Origin of the sequence: Methylobacterium sp. NPDC097929 (assembly GCF_049543375.1) — a bacterium.
In the GTDB taxonomy this organism is placed as follows: domain Bacteria; phylum Pseudomonadota; class Alphaproteobacteria; order Rhizobiales; family Beijerinckiaceae; genus Methylobacterium.
In genome coordinates, this window is record NZ_JBMVEP010000016.1 from 1 (window position 1) to 20,238 (window position 20,238).

General features: G+C 68.2%; 17 protein-coding genes. 5 read left to right on the forward strand and 12 right to left on the reverse strand.

What is annotated here, in order from left to right; genetic code table 11:
• Positions 1–249 precede the first annotated feature (249 nt).
• Positions 250–1,527, forward strand: coding sequence for an aminotransferase class I/II-fold pyridoxal phosphate-dependent enzyme (locus tag ACPCJR_RS23440; RefSeq protein WP_391515413.1), 1,278 nt, complete (start codon positions 250–252; stop codon positions 1,525–1,527).
• Positions 1,528–1,541: 14 nt separating this feature from the next.
• Here ACPCJR_RS23440 and ACPCJR_RS23445 read toward each other — a convergent pair whose 3' ends face one another.
• The 9 genes from ACPCJR_RS23445 to ACPCJR_RS23485 all read right to left on the reverse strand — a co-directional run bounded on the left by ACPCJR_RS23445 (position 1,542) and on the right by ACPCJR_RS23485 (position 11,848).
• Complete coding sequence (locus tag ACPCJR_RS23445) at positions 1,542–2,645, reverse strand: Fic family protein (RefSeq protein WP_391515411.1); 1,104 nt, start codon at positions 2,643–2,645, stop codon at positions 1,542–1,544.
• Positions 2,646–2,828: 183 nt separating this feature from the next.
• Entirely contained in the window at positions 2,829–3,926 is a 1,098-nt protein-coding gene (locus ACPCJR_RS23450; RefSeq protein ID WP_391515410.1) for an ATP-dependent DNA helicase, read from the reverse strand.
• Positions 3,927–3,955: 29 nt separating this feature from the next.
• Positions 3,956–4,774 (reverse strand): trypsin-like peptidase domain-containing protein, encoded by an 819-nt coding sequence (locus tag ACPCJR_RS23455; RefSeq protein WP_391515408.1) that lies wholly within the window; start codon positions 4,772–4,774, stop codon positions 3,956–3,958.
• A gap of 40 nt (positions 4,775–4,814) precedes the next feature.
• On the reverse strand, positions 4,815–5,762 hold the full coding sequence (hemF, locus tag ACPCJR_RS23460; protein ID WP_391515406.1) for an oxygen-dependent coproporphyrinogen oxidase: 948 nt from the start codon (positions 5,760–5,762) through the stop codon (positions 4,815–4,817).
• A gap of 62 nt (positions 5,763–5,824) precedes the next feature.
• Entirely contained in the window at positions 5,825–7,549 is a 1,725-nt protein-coding gene (locus ACPCJR_RS23465) for a flotillin family protein (protein WP_391515404.1), read from the reverse strand.
• A 36-nt stretch (positions 7,550–7,585) separates the two neighbouring features.
• The gene (locus ACPCJR_RS23470) at positions 7,586–8,239 is read right to left on the reverse strand and encodes an OB-fold-containig protein (protein ID WP_391515402.1); all 654 of its coding nucleotides are present in this window, start codon (positions 8,237–8,239) and stop codon (positions 7,586–7,588) included.
• Positions 8,236–9,375: a PspA/IM30 family protein gene (locus tag ACPCJR_RS23475; protein ID WP_391515400.1), complete on the reverse strand. Its 1,140-nt coding sequence runs from the start codon at positions 9,373–9,375 to the stop codon at positions 8,236–8,238. Before ACPCJR_RS23475 ends, ACPCJR_RS23470 begins: the two co-directional genes overlap by 4 nt.
• A gap of 207 nt (positions 9,376–9,582) precedes the next feature.
• Complete coding sequence (locus ACPCJR_RS23480; RefSeq protein WP_391515398.1) at positions 9,583–11,280, reverse strand: methyl-accepting chemotaxis protein; 1,698 nt, start codon at positions 11,278–11,280, stop codon at positions 9,583–9,585.
• A gap of 118 nt (positions 11,281–11,398) precedes the next feature.
• Positions 11,399–11,848 carry a tRNA (cytidine(34)-2'-O)-methyltransferase gene (locus tag ACPCJR_RS23485; protein ID WP_391515396.1) on the reverse strand — a complete coding sequence of 150 codons (450 nt, stop codon included), beginning with the start codon at positions 11,846–11,848 and terminating at the stop codon, positions 11,399–11,401.
• 118 nt (positions 11,849–11,966) lie between these two features.
• Between ACPCJR_RS23485 and ACPCJR_RS23490 the strand changes: the two genes are divergently transcribed.
• Genes ACPCJR_RS23490 through ACPCJR_RS23500 form a run of 3 tightly spaced genes read left to right on the forward strand, consistent with a single transcriptional unit; the run spans position 11,967 to position 15,670 of the window.
• Positions 11,967–13,823: an ABC transporter ATP-binding protein gene (locus tag ACPCJR_RS23490; protein WP_391515394.1), complete on the forward strand. Its 1,857-nt coding sequence runs from the start codon at positions 11,967–11,969 to the stop codon at positions 13,821–13,823.
• A gap of 21 nt (positions 13,824–13,844) precedes the next feature.
• Positions 13,845–15,263 carry an MATE family efflux transporter gene (locus tag ACPCJR_RS23495; protein ID WP_391515392.1) on the forward strand — a complete coding sequence of 473 codons (1,419 nt, stop codon included), beginning with the start codon at positions 13,845–13,847 and terminating at the stop codon, positions 15,261–15,263.
• 59 nt (positions 15,264–15,322) lie between these two features.
• The gene (locus ACPCJR_RS23500) at positions 15,323–15,670 is read left to right on the forward strand and encodes a DUF3140 domain-containing protein (protein WP_391515390.1); all 348 of its coding nucleotides are present in this window, start codon (positions 15,323–15,325) and stop codon (positions 15,668–15,670) included.
• Between the two features lie 34 nt (positions 15,671–15,704).
• On the opposite strand, the gene mtnA is transcribed toward ACPCJR_RS23500, so the two are convergent.
• A complete protein-coding gene (mtnA, locus tag ACPCJR_RS23505; protein WP_391515389.1) occupies positions 15,705–16,802 on the reverse strand; it encodes an S-methyl-5-thioribose-1-phosphate isomerase in 1,098 nt (365 codons plus the stop codon).
• A 328-nt stretch (positions 16,803–17,130) separates the two neighbouring features.
• Here mtnA and ACPCJR_RS23510 point away from each other — a divergent pair, with 328 nt between their 5' ends.
• On the forward strand, positions 17,131–18,207 hold the full coding sequence (locus tag ACPCJR_RS23510) for a TadE/TadG family type IV pilus assembly protein (RefSeq protein WP_391515388.1): 1,077 nt from the start codon (positions 17,131–17,133) through the stop codon (positions 18,205–18,207).
• Positions 18,208–18,267: 60 nt separating this feature from the next.
• On the opposite strand, the gene ACPCJR_RS23515 is transcribed toward ACPCJR_RS23510, so the two are convergent.
• Together ACPCJR_RS23515 and serA are read right to left on the reverse strand one after the other, a co-directional pair.
• Complete coding sequence (locus ACPCJR_RS23515) at positions 18,268–18,471, reverse strand: DUF1902 domain-containing protein (RefSeq protein WP_331288485.1); 204 nt, start codon at positions 18,469–18,471, stop codon at positions 18,268–18,270.
• Between the two features lie 85 nt (positions 18,472–18,556).
• Positions 18,557–20,164: a phosphoglycerate dehydrogenase gene (serA, locus tag ACPCJR_RS23520; RefSeq protein WP_391515386.1), complete on the reverse strand. Its 1,608-nt coding sequence runs from the start codon at positions 20,162–20,164 to the stop codon at positions 18,557–18,559.
• Between the last annotated feature and the right edge of the window lie 74 nt (positions 20,165–20,238).

The window sequence follows — 20,238 nt, forward strand, 5'->3', positions numbered from 1 at the left end:
GATGTCGCGACCGGCCGTCTTGCCTGCGTCGCCTGCCTCATGGCCGCCAACGCCCTCAACAATCCAGCCTGAGGTTTCGTCCTCAAACAGGCTCTTAGGAACTGGTCTCTTCGCACCTGCACACGTGACGAAAGCGCCACACTGTGACCGGACCGTCCCGGTGCGGCCCACCTGTTTCCGCCGGGATGGTCTTGACCAAGCCCGCGCCGCGGGCTCGAACGCAGGCTCGGCACCGCCACGAGGAATCCCATGCCGTCGCTGACCACCCTGTCGTCCGAAGCTCTCGCGGAGCTGCGCTCCGGCCTGCGCGGCGAGTACGAGGCCCTGAAAGCGCAGGGGCTCAAGCTCGACATGACCCGCGGCAAGCCCGCTTCCGATCAGCTCGATCTCGCCGCCGAGATGCTGGCGCTGCCGGGCAACCGCGACACCACGGCCGAGGACGGCACGGATGCGCGCAATTACGGCAACCTCCAGGGCCTGCCCGAAACCCGCGCGCTGTTCTCGCCCGTGCTCGGTGCCAGCCCCGATCAGATCGTGATCGCCAACAATTCGAGCCTCGCGCTGATGCACGACGTGCTCGTCTACGCCCTTCTGAAGGGTGTCCCGGGCGGCACCGCGCCCTGGTCGAAGCAGGAGCCGATCACGATCCTCTGCCCCGTCCCGGGCTACGACCGCCACTTCTTCCTCTGCGAGGGCTTCGGCATCCGCATGATCCCGATCCCGATGACGGGGGAGGGGCCGGACATGGACGCCGTCGAGCGCGAGGTCGCCGATTCGTCGGTGAAGGGCATCTGGTGCGTGCCGCAATACTCGAATCCGAGCGGCGAGACCTATTCCGACGAGACCGTCCGGCGGTTGGCCTCGCTCAAGGCCGCCGCAACCGATTTCCGCATCCTGTGGGACAACGCCTACGCGGTGCATCACCTCACCGAGGCGCGGCCCTCGCTTCCCAACATCCTGGAGGCCTGCGCCGAGGCCGGAAATCCGGATCGTCCGATCGTGTTCGCCTCGACCTCGAAGGTGACGCTGGCCGGTGCCGGTCTGGCCATGCTGGCCGCCTCGCCCGCCAACGTGAAGTGGTATCTCGCCCAGGCCGGGCGCCGCAGCATCGGGCCGGACAAGCTCAACCAGCTCCGCCACGTCCGCTTCCTGCGCGACGCCGCCGGCATCGCCGCGCATATGGAGCGCCACCGCGCCCTGATTGCCCCGAAATTCGCGGCGGTGGACGAGGCGTTCGCCGCCCGTCTCGACGGCTGGGAGGTCGCACGCTGGAGCCGGCCGCTCGGCGGCTACTTCGTCACGCTCGATGTCGCCGACGGCACCGCCTCGCAGGTGGTGCGGCTTGCGGGCGAGGCCGGCATCGCGCTGACGCCCGCCGGCGCGACGCATCCCTACGGCAAGGACCCGCACGACCGGACCCTGCGGATTGCGCCGACCTTTCCGGGTCTCGATGCCGTGCGCAAGGCGGCCGAGGCGGTGGCGCTCTGCACGCTGCTCGCGGCGGTGGAGGCGCGGGCGGCGGCGTGAGGCGTTGCGTCGGTCTATAGGGCGAGTGCGTAGCTCGTGCTGCGCCCGCCGCCGGGCTCCTTCACGAAAACACCCGCCGTGATCAGCCCTTCAATGTCACGAAGGGCTGTGTCCTGCGAACATTTCGCGATCTGAGCCCATTTCGAGGTCGTCAGCTTGCCTTGAAAGCCATTGAGGACGCGGCTGATCATCAGGCGCTGGCGGTCGTTGAGCGCCTTCGTCGCCAGGATCTCCCACACCTTTGCCTTGCGGATCACGTCTGCGAGCGCCGTTTCGGCATCGTGCAGCGCTTGGTCGAGCACGTCGAGGAACCATGCCAAGCGAATGGTGATGTCGAGCTCGCCCTTCTGGATCGCCTCGAGTGTCGCGTAGTAGCTGCTTCGTTCGACCCGCAGCCGCGACGACATGCTGTAGAAGCGCTGGCCCGTTCCCTCGGAGCGGGCCAGTGCAAGATCGGCGATGGCACGGGCAATCCGACCATTGCCGTCATCGAACGGATGGATCGTCACGAACCAGATGTGGGCCACAGCCGCCTTCAGCACCGGATCGATCCTTATGCCGGGCTCCTCGAACCAAGTCAGGAAGGCATCCATCTCCGCCGTGATCCGTTCGGCGGGCGGTGCGCGGAAATGGACGCGCTCGCGGCCGACCGGGCCGGAGACGACCTGCATCGATCCGAGCTCGTCCGTCCGCCAGCCGCCGACCGTGAAAGCCTTGCGCCCCTGGCCCCCGTCCGGGAACAGGCCCGCATGCCAGCGGAACAGCCGTTCCACCGTCAGAGGCGCAGCATGTCCCTGCGTCGCGTCAAGCAGCATCGCGACCAGTCCCTCGACCGGGCGTTCCACCGGCATCATGCCGGCCCGGTCGAGGCCGAGCCGCCGTGCCACCGACGAGCGGACCTGTTCGCGGTCGAGACTCTCTCCTTCGATCTCGCTTGTTTTCAGAGCATCCTGAACGAGGGTCTGAAAGACCGCCTCGGTCTCGAGTTCGAAGCCCAGTGCTTCCATGCGGCCGAGCAACCGTCCCTGATGATGGCGGACTTCGGCCAAACGCGTCGCAAGCGCCGCCTCGTCCCATCGGAAGTGCGGCCATTCGGGGCGATCGTAGATGTAACTCATATTCTCCGCGTATCATGCGGAGAATATGAATCCTAATCTCCGCATGGCACGTGGGGGTGATCGTTCAACGAGGTCTGTCCGTCGAACAAGCCACCCATCGTCATCGCGATGTGATCCAGGGCGCCGACCTAGCCTGGGACGTCGCGCCGCCACCGCCCGCGATGACAGGCCGTGAAACGATTCTCACACCACGACGGTGATCGCCTGCGCGGCCCGGGTCAGACCCGTGTAGAGCCAGCGTGCGCGGTGCTCGCGGAAGGCGTAGGATTCGTCGAACAGCACCACCTTGTCCCACTGCGACCCTTGCGCCTTGTGGACGGTGAGGGCGTAGCCGTAGGTGAACTCGTCGGTCTCGCGGCGCAGGAAGAGCGGGATCTCCTCCTCCGAACCCTCGATCACCTGCCGCAGCACCTTGATGTCCACGGCCCGGCGGCGCACGGCCGGATCGTCCTCGGGCACCACGTCGAGCCGGACCGTGTCCGGGCGGGGTGGCGCGCGCAGGGCCTGCACCGTCCAGGTCGAGCCGTTGAGCAGGCCCTTGGTGCGGTCGTTCCGGAGACAGACCAGCTTCTCGCCGACCGACGGCATCGGGTCGGTGTGGCCGGCCAACTCCCGCAGGCGGTTGTTGTAGAGGCGGCGGGTGCGGTTGAGGCCGACCAGGACCTGATCGCAGTCGAGCACCTGGGCCGGGTCGATGTCGCGGCGGCGCACCACCCGGCTCTGTCCGTACTCGCCGACCTCCAGCCGTCCGCCCTCGCGGATCGTCATCGCCATGCGCACGATCGGGTCGTCGGCCGCCTGCCGGTGCACGTCGGTCAGCATCACGTCGGGCTCGGCCTCGGTGAAGAAGCCGCCCCCGCGCACGGGCGGCAACTGGGCAGGATCGCCCAGCACCAGAACCGGCTTGTCGAAGGACAGGAGATCGTGGCCGAGATCGGAATCGACCATCGAGCACTCGTCGATGACGATGAGGTCGGCCTTGGCCGCCGGGCCGGAGCGGTTGAGGCTGAAGGTCGGGCCGCCCTCGTCGCCCTCCTTGGTGCGGTAGATCAGCGAGTGGATCGTCGCCGCGTCGTGACAGCCCTTCTGGCGCATGACCGAGGCCGCCTTGCCGGTGAAGGCGCCGTAGACGACGGGGCCGTCGATATCGTCGGCGATGCGGCGGGCGAGCGTGGTCTTGCCGGTGCCGGCATAGCCGAACAGCCGGAAGACTTGATCGCCGCCGTCGCGTCGCCACTCGGCAATGGCCTTGAGCGCTGCATCTTGTTGTGGAGAAAACATCTTCTGTGTCACAGGGCTAAGAATACTTATTAATCTCTCGTCCCTTGGGCTGGGTTTTGCATTATATCAAGCATCAGATTCCGTGACCATCCGATGCCGATAGTCAGTTGCTCTCCCATATCCGACAGATGACCAGAGTATATGCCGATGAAATCTGTTGTCATTACGCTCTTGAGATTAGTGGTAAGTGTATTATCGGACTCAACAATTGTTGCGGGTCCAAAGACCCTACGAAAAATGGGCGATCCTGACATTCCTGATCTTGAAGCTGCGTCAATAAGAAATGCAGGCTTCCCGTGCCACTCAAGGAGTGGTTCAGAAGCCAACGCTCCCCTTTTCCAGATTGGCGGCATATCATTTTCGTAATCTTTGTTAGGATAACCAACAATGAATACATCTGTACCGACGTGGTTGAACAGATGCTCATATCCAAACTCATTCAGGCAAACGGCGCCAACGACTACGCTCTCGTCGAGTTTTATTGCCGAAATATCGATTTTTAGCTCATTAAAGTTTTTGTGTTGAAACCAGAAAGGATCACAATAATTTTCGTACAATTGAATGTCGACTGTTGACCGTTTTCTACAAATGTTAGTGCTTCCGGGAACTCGTTTAGCTAAGTGAATGCGTATGGTATCTGGAACCGCCCCGCCGACGCTCAGAAAATCGCCAGTAAGTGGGTTTTTTCCAGTTAAATTATGCCAATTCGTAATAAAAAAGGGTTTTGAGTTGTACCGCCATACAAATCCTGTTCCATGGGCAATGATTTGATTTCTAAACAACATTTCTACTGGACAAGACGCAAACGATATTAGATCGATGTTTTTAACATCAATAGTATTAGACATTATTCCTCCCTTGTCGATTCAAAAAAGAGACTTGCAACATTCAAGGCCAGCGCACGGTCGGCGGCAGCGAGGACAGGATCGAGGCGACGTTGCCGCCGGTCTTCAGGCCGAAGATGGTGCCGCGATCGTAGAGCAGGTTGAACTCCACGTAGCGCCCGCGCCGGACCTGTTGCTCCTCTCGGTCGGCCTCGGTCCAGCCCTGAGCGAGGTTGCGCCAGACGATCTCGGGATACGCCTTCAGGAAGGCCTCGCCGACATCGCGGGTATAGGCCAGATCCGCCTGTGGATTTCCGGTCCAGTGATAGTCGTAGAAGATGCCGCCGATGCCGCGGGGTTCGTTGCGGTGCTTGAGGTGGAAATACTCGTCGCACCACGCCTTGTACTTCTCGTAGTTCGCGGCCGGTGCGTGCCGTTCGCAGGCCTCGCGCAGGCAGGCGTGGAAGAACTGCGTGTCGGGATCATCCTGGGTGCGCCGCCGGTCGAGAACGGGGGTGAGATCGGCCCCACCGCCGAACCACGCCTTCGTCGTGACGACGAAGCGGGTGTTCATGTGCACCGTCGGAACGTTCGGGTTCCAGGGGTGGACGATGAGCGAGATGCCGGTGGCGAAGAAGCGCGGGTCCTCGGCCGCGCCGGGCATCTGCGCGCGGAATTCCGGCGCGAACTCGCCGTGGACGGTGGAGACGTGGACGCCCGCCTTCTCGAACACGCGGCCCTTCAGCATCGCCATGACGCCGCCCCCGCCCGGTGCGCCGCTATGGTCGGTGCGCTGCCAGGGCGTCTTCTCGAACGTGCCGGCCTCCTCGGGCGCGTCCGGGTGGAACGGGCCGGCGGCCTGATCCTCCAGGGTCTCGAGCGCCGTCACGATCCGGTCGCGCAGGGTCGCGAACCACGCCTGCGCCTCGCTCTTCAGCGCGGCGAGGTCGTCGGGTGAGGGCAGGGGTGCCGGTTCGGGGGCGGGGGTCGGGGCAGCCGTCGCGTCGCTCATGACCTCAGGCTTTCCCACCCGCGCCCCGATCCGTCAATTCGGGGCACGGTCGCGAGGGCCCCTCATGCCGCGCCCCCGGCGTGCCCCTCGGTGTGCCCCTCGGCATGTCCGTCGACGGTCGGCTCGATCGCCGTGCCGTTCCGCAGCCCGCCGACTAGCGCATCAAGGCTGCCCTTGCCCTCGGCGAAGCCCGCCTCGTTCAGGATCGCCCCGAGGATGGGGCTGTTGTACTGGTAGCGCAGCAGGTGACCCGACAGGCTGTCGCCGAAGCTCGCGGAGGCGCCGTTCCCGCCGCCGCCCATCATGCCGCCCGCGTCGAAGATGCGGATCGAGTCGATCTTTTCCACCGCCCGCATGCTCTCGCGCAGGGCATCCGGGATGATGCCGAGGCGCTTCAGCCCGGTCTCGTAGCTGCGCGCTTCCGCCGAGAGGGCGTTGCGGGCCTCATTCATCACCCGCTCGCGCTCGGCCTCCGCCTGGCCGAGCTTGGTGATGGCTTCCGCCTTCGAGGCGGCGGCGGTCGCCTCGGCCTCGGCGAGCGTGGTGATGGCGTTGGCCCGGTCCTCGGCCGCGCGCCGCTCGGCCTCCGCCGTCACGGTCACCCCGGTGGCCTCCCGCTCCGCCTCCCGCTTGGCGGCGATGACCGCGATCTCGCGCTCGCGCTCGGCGATCTCCTTGGCCTTGGCGGTGGCGACGCGCTCCTCGGCCGCCACCGCCAGAGCCTCGGCGTCCTTGGCGGCGGCCCGCGCCTCCGATTCCCGCTGCGAGCGCTCGGCGATCTTGATGGCGTTGTCCTGCAGCACGAGCTGGCGCTCGCGCTCGGCCTCCGCGTTGCGCTGGGCGATGGCCAGATCCGCCTCGATCCGGGCGCCCTCCGAGTTCTTGCGCGCCTCGGCCTCGCGCAGGCGCACCGCCTGCTCGCGCTCGATCCGGGCGGTCTCCTCGCTCTGCTGGGCGCGCTGCTCGGCCTGGGCGGTCTCGGCCCGGGTCTCGGCGGTCTTGTTGGCGATGTCGCGCTCCTGGGCGAGCTCCGCCTCTCGGGTGGTGCGCTTGATCTCGAGCTGCTTGAGCGCGGTCTCGCGGTCCTTCTCGGCCACGGCCACCTCGGCGTTCCGCTCGGTGGCGTTGCGCTCCTTGCGGCGCTGCTCGGTGATCTCCTTGAGGCGCGCCAGACCTTCCGCGTCGAATGAGTTGTCGGGGTTGAAGTGTTCGATCGAGGTCTGGTCGAGGCGCGTCAGAGAGGCGGATTCGAGTTCGAGGCCGTTGTGGCGCAGATCGCCCGAGACCGCCTCCTGCACGCCCTTCACGAAGGCGGCGCGCTTCTCCTGAAGGTCGGGCAGGGTCATGCCGGCGGCCACCGCCCGCAGGGCATCGACGAACTTGGCCTCGATCAGCTCGCGCAGCAGCATGGCGTCGTTGGTGCGGTCGCCGAGCGTCTGCGCGGCGAGCGCGATCGATTCCTCCCGGGGCTCGACCCGCACGTAGAACTCGACCGTGATGTCGGCCCGCAGGCGGTCCTTGGTGATGAGCGACTCGTTGCCCGAGCGCTTCACTTCGAGCCGCAGGGTGTTGAGGTTCACCATGGCGATGGAGTGGAAGACCGGCAGCAGCACCGCGCCGCCATCGACCACGACCTTGCGCCCGCCCAGACCGGTGCGGACGAAGGCGGTGTCCCGCGTCGTGCGCCGGTAGAGCCGGCTGAAGACGAAGCCGATTCCGAGGAGCGCCACGACGATGATGCCGGCGATCACCAGCAGGTTGACGATGCCGGAACTGACCATGTCCATCGTGAGCGGCCCTTTCAGTCGTGGGGGAGTGAGCGATCAGAGATCCGGCGCGGCGGGCACCGCGACGTAGACGGCGTCGGCCCGGTCCACGATCAGCACGCGGGCGCCGGATTCCATGGCGGGCGCGCCGGGGGCGGCCCGGGCGCGCAGGAAGTGGGTGTTGCCGTGGCGGTCGACCGTTCGGACCTGTCCCGGAAGTCCCTGGTCGAGCGGCCCGAGGGTGACCTCGGCGGTCGCCCCGATCAGATCCTCGGCGCTGACCACGTAGCTCTCGTCGCGCGGGATCAGGCGGGCGACGGTCCGGGTCGAGAGACGCAGGGCCGGCAGCGTCGCCGCGCCGGCGAGCACCACGGCCAGGGCGGCCGGCAGGGGCGCCACGAGGGCGGCGGCGAGCGTCTGCACGATGAAGCCGGCCAGCGCGAAGGCGGCGAGCGCGAGGATCAGCAGGATCAGGAAGGGCACGCGGCCGCGATTGATCCACGACATCAGCGCGGCGGGCGAGAACGCCCCATCCGCATCCGCTGCCGTCGTCAGGTCGCCGCCACCGGCCTCGTGGCCGAGGGCGCCGTCCACGAGCCCCGAGAGGGATTGCCCGAGCAGGAGGGAGAGCGCCTCCACCAGGACGAGGCCCGCCATCACCGCCGCCGCCAGGGTGAAGGGGAACAGGGCGGGCCCTGCCAGCGCCGTCATGAAGGTCGGCCCTGCTTCAGCGCCGCGAGCCGCCGCTCGATGGCGTCGTCGCGGTGCAGCCGGTCGAGTTCCTCGACCGAGGGGTCGGCCGCCGCGGAGGCCGTGCCGGTGAGCCGGTCGATCGCACGCAGCGATCGTTCGAGCTGGCGCGCGCGCTCGGCATCCTCGCCGCCGTAGCCGGTGAGCGGGTCGGTCGCCTTCGCAGGGGGATTGCGCAGCAGCGCGATCCGGTGCTCGGCGTCCCGCCGGGCCGCGGTGGCCGCCTGCATCGCCTTGGAGGCCGCCCCGTGGCGCTCGGCCACCTCGGCGAGGCTCGAATCGATCGCCTCGATCTGGCTCTCCAGGTCGAGCTGGCGCGCGATGCCGGCCCGCGCCAGATCCTCGCGCCCGCCCGAGAGGGCGACCGACAGCTTCTCGGGAAGCGCGGCCAGTTCGCCGTCGAGCTGACCCCGGCGGGCGGTGAGGCGGTGCTCCTCCGCCTTGATCTTGCCGAGGTCGAGCCGGGCCTCGTGGATCACCGCGTCGATCTCGCGCAACGCCTGCTCGGCCACCGCGAGGCCGTTGCGGTCCTCCACGGCTTCGAGGGCGGCGTTGGACAGGCCGCCGATGATCCGGCCGACGCGGGTCAGGATGTTCTCGGGCATGCGGGTCTCCTCCTTCGGTGCCGTGACGGAGACGCCCACCTGGATGGTGAGCGCGTCGCCCGCGAGGGTGAGGCGGGCGCTGGAGAGTTCGCGCCAGGGGCCGTCATAGCCCTCGACGCGGTAGGGCATGGTGCGCCGGCCGCAGAGCGTGGACAGGGCGATCTCCGAGGCGCTCTTCACGCTGAACAGCTTGTCGTCGAGCGGAATCGACGTGACGGCCTGCGGGTCGAGACCCGCCGCCTGCTGCGCGAAATCGCGGATGCCGAGTGTGACGAGGCGGGCCGGCAGGCCGGTCTCGTCGCGCACGCGCCCGTAGCCGTGCTCGATCAGGGCGACGACGTTGGCCCGCAAGCCATGCTCTCTGCGGATCTCCCCGAGGATGACGAGCATCCGCCGGTAGGCCGCGAGCAGGGTCCGAACCGCATCGAGATCCGCCGGCTCGGGCAGCAGCCGGTAGGTGAGGCGAGAGGGAAGGGCGCCCGAGCGAGTCACGAATCGAGGCTAAAACACCGCTTCGGTGTTTTCAAGGATCGCGCAAGCATCGGCTGTGACGCGCGGCTGCCGACATTCACTCCGAGTGTGCGGGAGCACATCGATCCTGTCGGGCGGGTCGACTTCGTCCGCGGTGGCACCTTGGCGACAAAAAAACCCCGCCCGGGATGGGCGGGGTCTGTATCATCCAAATGTTGAGGGGTGGGGTCAGGCGGCCCGGACGGTCGAGAGGAAGCGCTGCACCTCGGCCGACAGGTGCTCGGATTGCCGGGACAGCTCCGCGGCCGAGGTGAGCACCTGACCGGCCGCCGCGCCGGTCTCCTCCGAGGCCTGCGCCACGCCCGAGATGTTGCGCGTCACCTCGGAGGTGCCGCTGGAGGCCTGCGAGACGTTGCGCACGATCTCCTGGGTGGCCGCGCCCTGCTGCTCGACCGCGGCGGCGATCCCGGCCGCCACGTTGTTGATCTCGCGGATACGGCTGGTGATCGCGCCGATCGCCGCGACGGCCTGATCCGTCACACCCTGGATCGCGCCGATCTGACCCGAGATCTCCTCGGTGGCGCGCGCCGTCTGGCCGGCAAGCTCCTTGACCTCCGTGGCCACCACCGCGAAGCCGCGACCGGCCTCGCCGGCGCGGGCCGCCTCGATCGTGGCGTTGAGCGCGAGCAGGTTGGTCTGGGAGGCGATGTTGGAGATCAGCCCGACCATGTCGCCGATCCGGGCCGAGGTCGTCTTCAGCACCTGGACGAGTTGCGTGGTCTGGTCGGCCTCGTCCACGGCGGCCTGGGCCAGCCCGGCCGAGCCCTGCACCTGACGACCGATCTCCTGGACGGATACCCCCAGCTCCTCGGCGGCCGCGGCCACCGTGCCGACGTTGGAGGCGGCTTCCTCGGCCGCGGCGGCCACGGTCGTGGATTGCGAGGCCGTCTCGGTGGCGGTCGCGGTCATCTGCTGGGCGGTGGCCTGCAGCTCGGTCGCCGAGGACGAGACCATGCCGACGATGCCGCCGACCGCCGCCTCGAAGCCGTCGGCCAGTTCGACCATCGTGCGCTTGCGCTCGGCCGCTGCGGCTTCGTCCGCGCGCCGACGCACCTCCGCCTCCTCGGCAGCCTTGCGCGCCACCATGGCCTTGATGCCCTCGACGGCTTGGGCGACCGCACCGATCTCGTCGCCGCGCGCGGCCTCCTTGATCTCGGCCTCGATCTCGCCGCGCGCCATCCTCCGGAGGACGCCCACGAGGCTTCCGAGCGGGCGGGTCACCGCGAACACGACGATCGAGCCGGCCAGCGCCATCGCACCCAGAAGGCCGACGACGGCGAAGCCGATGAGCATGTAGGTGCCGCGATCGGCGTCCGCGGTCGCCTTCGCCTTTGCCGCGGCGAGTTCGTTGGCCAGCACCGTGGATCGATTCTGCATCCACTCGTTCAGCTTGAGCCGCGCAGGAATGCCGACATCCCGCGCGATCCGGAAGGCTTCGTCGCCCTGCTGACGCATGCCCAGATCGTAGACGCGATCGAGCGTGGCGAAGAAGCTCTCGATGTCCCGCCGCATGACCTCGTTGGCGGTCCGCCGCTCCGGCGTATCGGACAGGTTGAGGAGTCGGTCGGCGCCCTCCCGGGCCTCGGTCATGCCGGCCTGCTGGCGCGTGCGGAAGCGACCCTTGTTCTGCGGATCGCTGTCGAGCAACATGTTGCGGTCCATCACGGCGGCCTCGGTGATGCCGCCGCGCATATGCATCAGCGCATCCAGGCGTACGGCCTGGACATCGACGATCCTGGCCGTCTGATCCGAGAGACCCCGCATCACGTCGCGGGCATAGACGATCAGACCGGCACTGATGACGAGTGTCAGGGCGAATGGTAACGCGATCTTAACGATCAGCTTGGCGTTGCTGAAGAAATTCATCGACGTACCTAAAAATCGAGCAGAGTGCCTCCGACCTATCGAGCGATTTTCCCGTAAAATCCGAGTTAACATTTGCAATAATGCCGGCCCCTTTGGGGGTGAGCAGCCCACTCGCGCGTCACCCCACCTGCCGGATCGCCTCGCCCAGGATCATCGCGGCGCAGACGGCGACGTTGAGGGAGCGCAGGCCCGGGCGGATCGGCACGACGACCCGAGCGTCGGCCGCCGCGTGGACCGCCTCCGGCAGGCCGGCCGATTCACGCCCCATCAGCAGGCAGTCTCCGTCGCGGAAGGCATGCTGCGTGTAGGGCACCGAGCCGGTCGTCGTGGCGAGCACGAGGCGGAGACCGGCCTCCTGCCGCCACGCCTGAAAGGCGTCCCAGGAGCGGTGCCGGGTGATCGCCACGTGGTCGAGATAGTCGAGCCCCGAGCGGCGTAGGTGACGGTCCGAGGTGTCGAAGCCCGCCGGCTCGATGATCTCCACCGCCACGCCGAGGCAGGCGGCCATGCGCAGCATCGTGCCCGCGTTCTGCGGGATGTCGGGCTGGTAGAGGGCGAGGCGCAGCATCGCGGATTCGGGCAGTGCAAGGCGGGGCAGGGTCCTGCCTGCGGCATGGGCGCAGGGTTGGCCTTCCGTCAAGGAGGCTTACCTGAGGCTCTCGTTCCTCGCGCGGTCCCTTGAAAACATGTTCCTCGATTGGCTCGAGCGCCGCATCGACCCGTTCGCGCCCTTCGACGATCGGCGTATGCCGCCCAAGAACGTGCTGGGCTTCGCCGGCTTCTACCTGCGTCCGATCCGCGCCGCGCTCGTCGTGCTATTCGTCATCGCGGTGGTGGCCGGCGGCATCGAGGCCTCGCTCTACCTGCTGATGCGCTGGTTCATCGATCTGATGAGCGTGGCCGACCGCGCCACCGTCATCAGCGACAACGCGACCCCGCTGACGCTCGCCGCGCTGTTGCTGCTGGTGGTGCGCCCCTTCACGATCTGGCTGCACGAGGTCGCCTCGAACCAGCTCGTGGTGCCGCAATCCACCAACCAGATCCGCTGGCGCACGCATCTCTACACGCTCGGCCACTCGCTCTCGTACTTCCAGGCGGATTTCGCCGGGCGGCTCGCCAACCGCACCGTGCAGGTGGGGCCGGCGGTGCGCGAACTCGCCGTCGTGTTCATCGACACGCTGCTCTACGTCGCGATCTACGCCGTCACCGCGATCGGCCTGTTCTCCTCGATCTCCGCCTGGCTCGCCCTGCCGGTCGTGATCTGGGTCGCGGCCTATGCGGGCCTGACGGCGTGGTTCGTGCCCCGCGCCCGCACCCGCTCGCACCTCACCGCGGAGACCCGCTCGACCCTGATCGGCCGGGTGGTGGACAGCTACACCAACATCCTCACCGTGAAGCTCTTCGCCCGCGACCGCGAGGAGCGCGCCGCCGTGCGCGACGCGGTCGATACGCATACGAGGGCCTATCTCCACCAGTTCCGGCTGACCACGCTGACGACGAGCCTCCTCGGCGGGCTCAACAGCCTGCTCCTGTTCGCCACGGCCTATGTCTGCTTCGCCCTGTGGCAGCGCGGCGCGATGACGACCGGCGAGGCCTCGGCCGGCCTCGCGCTCATCCTGCGGCTGATGGCGATGTCGGGCTGGGTGATGCAGACCGTGCGCGGCGTGTTCGAGAATGTCGGCGTGATCCAGGAGAGCATGCAGACCATCGCCCGGCCGCACGCCCTCACCGACGCGCCCGACGCGAAGACGCTCCACGTCACCGGTGGCGACATCCGCTTCGAGCACGTGGATTTCCACTACGGCCGGGGCGATGCCAGCATCATCGAGGATCTGTCGTTCCACATCCGTCCGGGTGAGAAGGTCGGCCTCGTCGGCGTCAGCGGCGCGGGCAAGAGCACCATCACCGCGCTGCTGCTGCGCCTGCACGATGTCGAGGGTGGGCGCATCCTGATCGACGGGCAGGACATCGCCGGCGTGACGCAGGATTCCCTGCGCGGTGCCATCGCCATGGTCAGCCAGGACACCTCGCTCCTGCATCGCTCGATCCGCGACAACATCGGTTACGGCCGTCCCGATGCGAGCGACGCGGAGATCGAGCGGGCCGCGCGGCTGGCGCACGCCCACGACTTCATCCTCGACCTCGTGGACCACAAGGGCCGGCGCGGCTACGACGCCCATGTCGGCGAGCGCGGGGTGAAGCTCTCGGGCGGCCAGCGCCAGCGCATCGCCATCGCCCGCGTCATCCTCAAGGATGCGCCGATCCTGATCCTCGACGAGGCGACGAGCGCCCTCGACAGCCAGGTCGAGGCGGCGATCCAGGAGGCGCTCGACACGCTGATGGGCGACAAGACCGTGCTCGCCATCGCCCACCGGCTCTCGACCATCGCCGCGCTCGACCGGCTGATCGTGATCGACCGCGGCCGGATCGTCGAGGAGGGCACCCATGCCGAACTGATCCGCCGGGGCAGCCTCTACGCCGACCTGTGGCGGCGCCAGTCCGGCGGCTTCCTGGGAGACCGCGCCTCGGCGCCGGCCTCGTAGAGCGAAAAAGAGACGGGTTTCGTGACCACTGCACCGAGCCTCGCGGCGACCGGCTTCGAGCGGCCGCCCGCTGCCCCGTGGCGGGACGAGCTGCGGGCGACCCTGCGCCTGTCGGCGCCGCTCGTCCTCATCAACCTCGCCCAGCACGGGCTGGTGGCCTCCAACGCGGTGCTGCTCGGGCGGCTCGGCGCCGAGCCCATCGCCGCGGGCGCGCTCGCCACCAGCCTCTACCTGCTGCTGTTCATCGGCGGCATCGGCCTCACCTCCTCGGTGGCGCCGCTCGTCGCCGAGGCCGTCGGCCGGGCGGGCACCGGGACGCGGGGCGGCGAGGTCCGACGCATCGTCCGGGCCGGGCTCTGGGTCGGCCTCCTCGTCACGCTCGCGCTGATGCCGCTGCTCTGGTTCACCGAGAGCCTGCTGCTGCGGCTCGGCCAGGAGCCGGCGGTGGCGCGGGAGGCCGGCGCCTACATGCGGGTGCTACAATGGTGGATGTTCCCGGCGCTCGCCTTCATGGTGCTGAAGGGCGCGCTCGCCGCGCTCCAGCGTCCGGGGCCGCCGCTCGCGGTGAGTCTCGTGGCGCTTCCGCTCAATCTCGGGCTCGGCGCCCTCCTCGCCTTCGGTCCCCCGAATCTCGGCATCGTCGGCGTGGCGCTCGGCACGGTGGTGACCGAGTTCCTGGCCTTCGCCGCGCTGGTGCTGGTGATCCGCCTCGACCGGGACCTGCGGCGCCACGGGATGTTCGAACGCCTCTGGCGCCTCGATACCGCGCGCCTCGCCCGCGTCGTGCAGGTGGGCCTGCCCATGGGCGTGGCCGGCGTCGCCGAGGCCGGATTGTTCGAGGCGGCGACGGTGGCGATGGGCACCTTCGGCACGGTGCCGCTCGCCGCCCACGCGATCACGCTCCAGATCGCGGCGACCTGCTTCATGGTGCCCAACGGCATCGGACAGGCGGCGACGGTGCGGGTCGGCCGCGCCCTCGGGGCCGGGGACACGGCCGGCCTGCGCCGCGCCGGGGCCGTCGCGCTCTGGCTCGGCTTCGGCTTCATGGTGCTCTGCGCGTTGGGCCAACTCGCGGCGCCGCAAGTCCTGATCGGGCTGTTCCTTGATGCGGGTGCGCCGGGCGCGGCGGACGTGTATCCCGTGGCCGCCGGCTTCCTGATCTTCTCGGCCCTGTTCGCGATCTCGGACGGGGTGCAGTCGGTGGCGCTCGGCTGCCTGCGCGGGCTGCAGGACACCAAGGTGCCGATGCTGATCGCGCTCGCCGGCTACTGGGGCCTCGGCGTTCCGCTCGGGGCGACCCTGGCCTGGGGCTTCGGCATGGGCGGGCGCGGCATCTGGGCCGGCTTCTGCGCCGGGCTGCTCGCGGTCTCGATCCTGCTCGTGGCGCGCTGGCTGCGCCTCAGCGCGGGGCCGCGCGTCCCATCGGCGCAGGCCGCTTAGAGGAACCGCGCCCGAACGCCCGGGTTTGCGTTCCCGAACGAGGCGGCAGGAGCGATCCGATGGCGGACAAGGACGATCACGAGACGATCTGGCGGGACTTCAAGTCCGCCGTGAACATGACCGCCGCGGCGCTCGAGAAGTTTCTGGAGACCGACGAGAGCCAGTCGGTCGGGCAGAAGAAGGACGGGGGCGAGGCCACCGGCCACAAGGAGGGCCGGCGCATCGTCGCGATCCTCAACACCAAGAAGGCCGACCTCAGCGACGACGACTACGCCCACATGAAGAAGGTCGTCGGCTACGTCCACCGCCACCTCAAGCAGGGCGGCCCGGCCGACAAGGACAAGATGAAGGACTCGCCCTGGCGCCTGTCGCTGATGAACTGGGGCCACGATCCGCTGAAGGATTAGAAGAGATCCGCGAAAGTTGTCCGGCCCGGCCGGCCTACGCCGCCTTGCGCCGCTCCGGGTAGAGGCCCGCCAGACCCTCTTCCGTCGCGGCGCAGACGCCGCGCTCGGTAATGAGGCCGGTGACGAGGCGCGCGGGCGTCACGTCGAAGGCAGGGTTGGCCACCGGGCTTCCCGGCGAGACGACCGCGATGGTGGCGAAGTCGCCAGCATCCGTGCGGCCGGTGAGATGCGTGACCTCGCGGGCGTCGCGCTCCTCGATCGGGATGTCGCGCACGCCGTCCGACAGCGTCCAGTCGATCGTCGAGAAGGGGAGCGCCGCGTAGAACGGCACGCGGTTGTCGCTCGCCGCCAGCGCCTTCAGATAGGTGCCGATCTTGTTGCACACGTCGCCCGCCGCGGTGGTGCGGTCCGAGCCGACGATGCAGATGTCCACCTGCCCGTGCTGCATCAGGTGGCCGCCGGCATTGTCGGCGATCACCGTGTGGGGCACGCCGTGCGCGTTCAGCTCGAAGGCGGTGAGCGCCGCGCCCTGGTTGCGCGGCCGGGTCTCGTCCACGAAGACGTGGACCGGCACGCCGGCATCGTGCGCCACGTAGATCGGCGCGAGCGCGGTGCCCCAGTCGACGGTGGCGAGCCAGCCGGCGTTGCAATGGGTCAGCACGTTGACGGGCCCGCCCTTGCGCGCGGCGGTCTCGGCCAGGATCTTGGCGCCGTGCTCGCCGATGGCGCGGCAACTCGCGACATCCTCGTCGGCGATCCGCGCCGCTTCCGTGAAGGCGCGGCTCTCGCGCTCGGCCGCGGGCACGGGGCGCAGCACCGCCACCATGCGGTCGAGCGCCCAGCGCAGGTTGATCGCGGTCGGCCGCGTGGCGGCGAGCGTCGCGCTGGCCCGCTCGATTCCGGCCTCGCTCGCATCCTCCCGCATCGCCAGGGCGAGCCCGTAGGCGGCGGTGACGCCGATCAGCGGCGCGCCGCGCACCACCATGGTGCGGATCGCGACCGCCGCGTCGTCGAGGCTGGTCAGCCGTTTCACCTCGAAGGCGAAGGGCAACCGTGTCTGGTCGATGACCGCGACGGAGCGCCCGTCGGCATCGGGGAAGATGGTGCGGTAGGGGCGTCCGTCGATCTTCATAAGGTCCGTTTCGCACGAAGAGCCCGCTCGCGCCAATCCCGTGGAGCCAAGACCGTCCGCGAGGGCGATCAGCGGACGGCCGCCGCATCGCTGCCGCGACTTCGAGCGTATTATCATATGATGTTCGCGTCGATCTCGCAGCGGGAGCGTTCGTTGGAGAACAGAGCGCGAAACGGATCGTTCGTAGAGCCAGTGGAGTCGTAGGGTTAATCCATCAAGACTTCGATGATTGTCGATAAAATCCGACGACTGTTTCAGGGAATCGCAACGGACGGCGTGCATGTCTGTCGCATCGGGGCGGTGAGGCCGCCTGCCGCGATCCGGGCGGATGGACGACACGATGGTGCGATCGACTCAGCGATTGGCGGCCGACGAGGGTGGCGCCATCGTCGTGATCTTCTGCCTTATGCTGCCGCTGATGGTCGGGGTGACCGGCATGGCGGTGGATTTCGGAGGCGCGCTGCGTGTCCGCACCGTCGAGCGCCGGGTCGCCGATGCGGCGGCCCTGCTGATCGCCAATGCCGAGACGCCCGACGCCGCCACGCAGGCGATCGCGCTGGCCAAGGCCGATCTCACGGCCCAACTCGGTGCGCGCAGCGATACGGGGGGCTACACCGTCGAGGGTCAGTGGCTGGACAGCGCCAATTACCGCCTCACGATTTCGGTCCGGGTCAAAACCAGCCTGATCAATCTCGTGCCCGGAATGCCCAAGGAACTGGTCGTCAGTACCGCGACCACCGTCAACCGCATTGCGCCGCAATACGAAACCGTTCCGCCGACCATGTCCCAGCTGTCCCCGGAGGCGGCCGACTACAACCGGGTGTATTTCTACTGCTACTCGACCGATCCGGCGCGCCAGAAGAGTGCCGACGGCGGGCGCAGGGAGATCACCCCGATCGCCGACAACGCCGATCCACCGAGCGTCTACGACCTGAAGAAGATGCCGAAATGTCAGGCGAGCGAGGTGCCCAGCTACATGCTGCGCAACGTGCGCGACGCGAGGACTCAGTCGCGGCGATGGGACGAAGTGGGCAACAACACGTACGAGTACTACACGGACGTGACGATCGACCCGACCACGCGGGTGCAGACCTTCAATCTGAAGGGCTACAATCTCGGAAAGAAGTCGACGGTCGATCTGACCAACACCCCCATCCTGGAGACGATCATCTGCGATACGGAGGTCAAGTGCCGCACCGCGAAGTCGAAGGGCGGCGACATCCCCGATCGGAAGACCAACCGGAACCCGCTGACCGCGACGACCAGCTGCCTTGAGGGCAAGTACATGTATTACGGCTGGGAGGATCGTCCCGGCGGCGACCGGGACTACGACGACATCCGGCTGGTGATCAGCTGTCCCAAGCAGATCAAGGTCGTCGACAAGCAGGTGCGTATCGTCGAGTGAGGCGCGGCTGCGCCGGAGCGTTCAATCCGCTCCGGCGCAGCCGCAATCGGGACGAGCCCGTCAGCGCGGCACCCGCTCGACATAGATGTCGATATAGGCGCCGTCCTCCAGGCCGAGCAGCTCCCGGATCATGCCGGGGAGCTTGCACAGCAGGGCGGGCATGGTCGGCGCCTCGGTGGTGAGCCCCGGGATCGGGGAATCGTGCACGAAGAAGACGCCGGCTGACGCGTCCCAGGCGCAGCGGACGGTGACTTTGCAACCCATCTTGCGGTCCAATTCGTCGGAGGGGAGGGGGGACGGTGCGGAAGTCCGCGCGTCGTCGCCGTCGAGGGGGCGGCCGGGCGCGGCCTCAGAAACGGACGGGCCGGACACGCTTCACCTGCGGGATCTCCTCGATCGCCCGGAGCACGTCCGGGGACACCTCGGCATCCACCGAGACGAAGGCGATGGCCGCGCCGCCCTTCGACTCGCGGCCCATGGCGAAAGTCCCGAGATTGACGCCGGCCTCGCCGAGCACCGAGCCGAAGCGGCCGACGAAGCCGGGCTTGTCGTGGTTGCGCACGTAGAGCATCAGCGGCGCGAAGGGCGCGTCGATGTTGATGCCGCGGATCTCGATGACGCGCGGCTTGCCGTCGTTGAAGACGGTGCCGGCGGCGTCGCGCGGCATGTCCTCGTCCTCGACCGTGATGCGCACCACGGACTCGTAGTCGCTCGCGCCGCCCTCACGCTTGATCTCGTCCACGACGATCCCGCGATCGCGCGCGATCACCGGGGCCGAGACCATGTTCACGTCCTGCAGGATCGGGCGGAGCACGCCGGTCACCGCGGCGGAGGTGAGCGCCCGGGTGTTCATGCCGGCCACCGCTCCCTCGTAGGTGATGCGGATACCCTTGATCGGCGCCTCGGTGAGCTGGCCCAGGAACGAGCCGAGCTTCTCGGCGAGCACCACGAAGGGCTTGAGGCGGGGGGCTTCCTCGGCCGAGATCGAGGGGAAGTTGATCGCGTTGGTGATCGCACCGCTGAGCAGGTAGTCGGCCATCTGCTCGGCCACCTGGAGCGCGACGTTCTCCTGCGCCTCGGAGGTCGCGGCGCCGAGATGGGGCGTGCAGATCACGTTGGGATGGCCGAAGAGGGGGTTCTCGATCGCCGGCTCGGTCACGAAGACGTCGAGGGCCGCGCCCGCCACGTGGCCGGAATCGAGGGCGGTGCGCAGGGCCACCTCGTCCACGAGGCCGCCGCGGGCGCAGTTGACGATGCGCACGCCGCGCTTGGTCCTGGCGAGGTTCTCGGCCGAGAGGATGTTACGGGTCTTGTCCGTCATCGGCACGTGCAGGGTGATGATGTCGGCGCGCGCCAGCAACTCGTCGAGCTCGACCTTCTCCACGCCGATCTCGACGGCACGCTCCGGCGTCAGGAAGGGATCGTAGGCGACGACCTTCAGCTTGAGACCGATCGCCCGGTCGGCGACCACGGCGCCGATATTGCCGCAGCCGATCACGCCGAGCGTCTTGGCCGTCAGCTCGACGCCCATGAAGCGGTTCTTCTCCCACTTGCCGGCCTGGGTGGAGGCGTCCGCCGCCGGGATCTGGCGGGCCAGCGCGAACATCATGGCGATGGCGTGCTCGGCGGTGGTGATCGAGTTGCCGAAGGGCGTGTTCATCACGATCACGCCCTTGGCGGTGGCGGCCGGCACGTCGACGTTGTCGACGCCGATGCCGGCGCGGCCGACCACCTTGAGGCGGGTGGCCTCGGCGAGCAGCTTGCCCGTCACCTTGGTGGCGGAGCGGATGGCGAGGCCGTCATACTGGCCGATGACGGCGGCGAGCGCCTCTTTGTCCTTGCCGAGACCCGGCTGGAAGTCGACCTCAATGCCACGATCCCGAAAGATCTGGACCGCAGCGTCGGAGAGGGCGTCGGAGATCAGGACCCTGGGTTTGGCCGGGGTGAATTGGGGCATGAGAAGCACCTCACGTCGTGCAGGCGCGCAGGATCGCTCGCTCGTTGGCGAGGCTTGGCCGGCCGGCGCGTCGT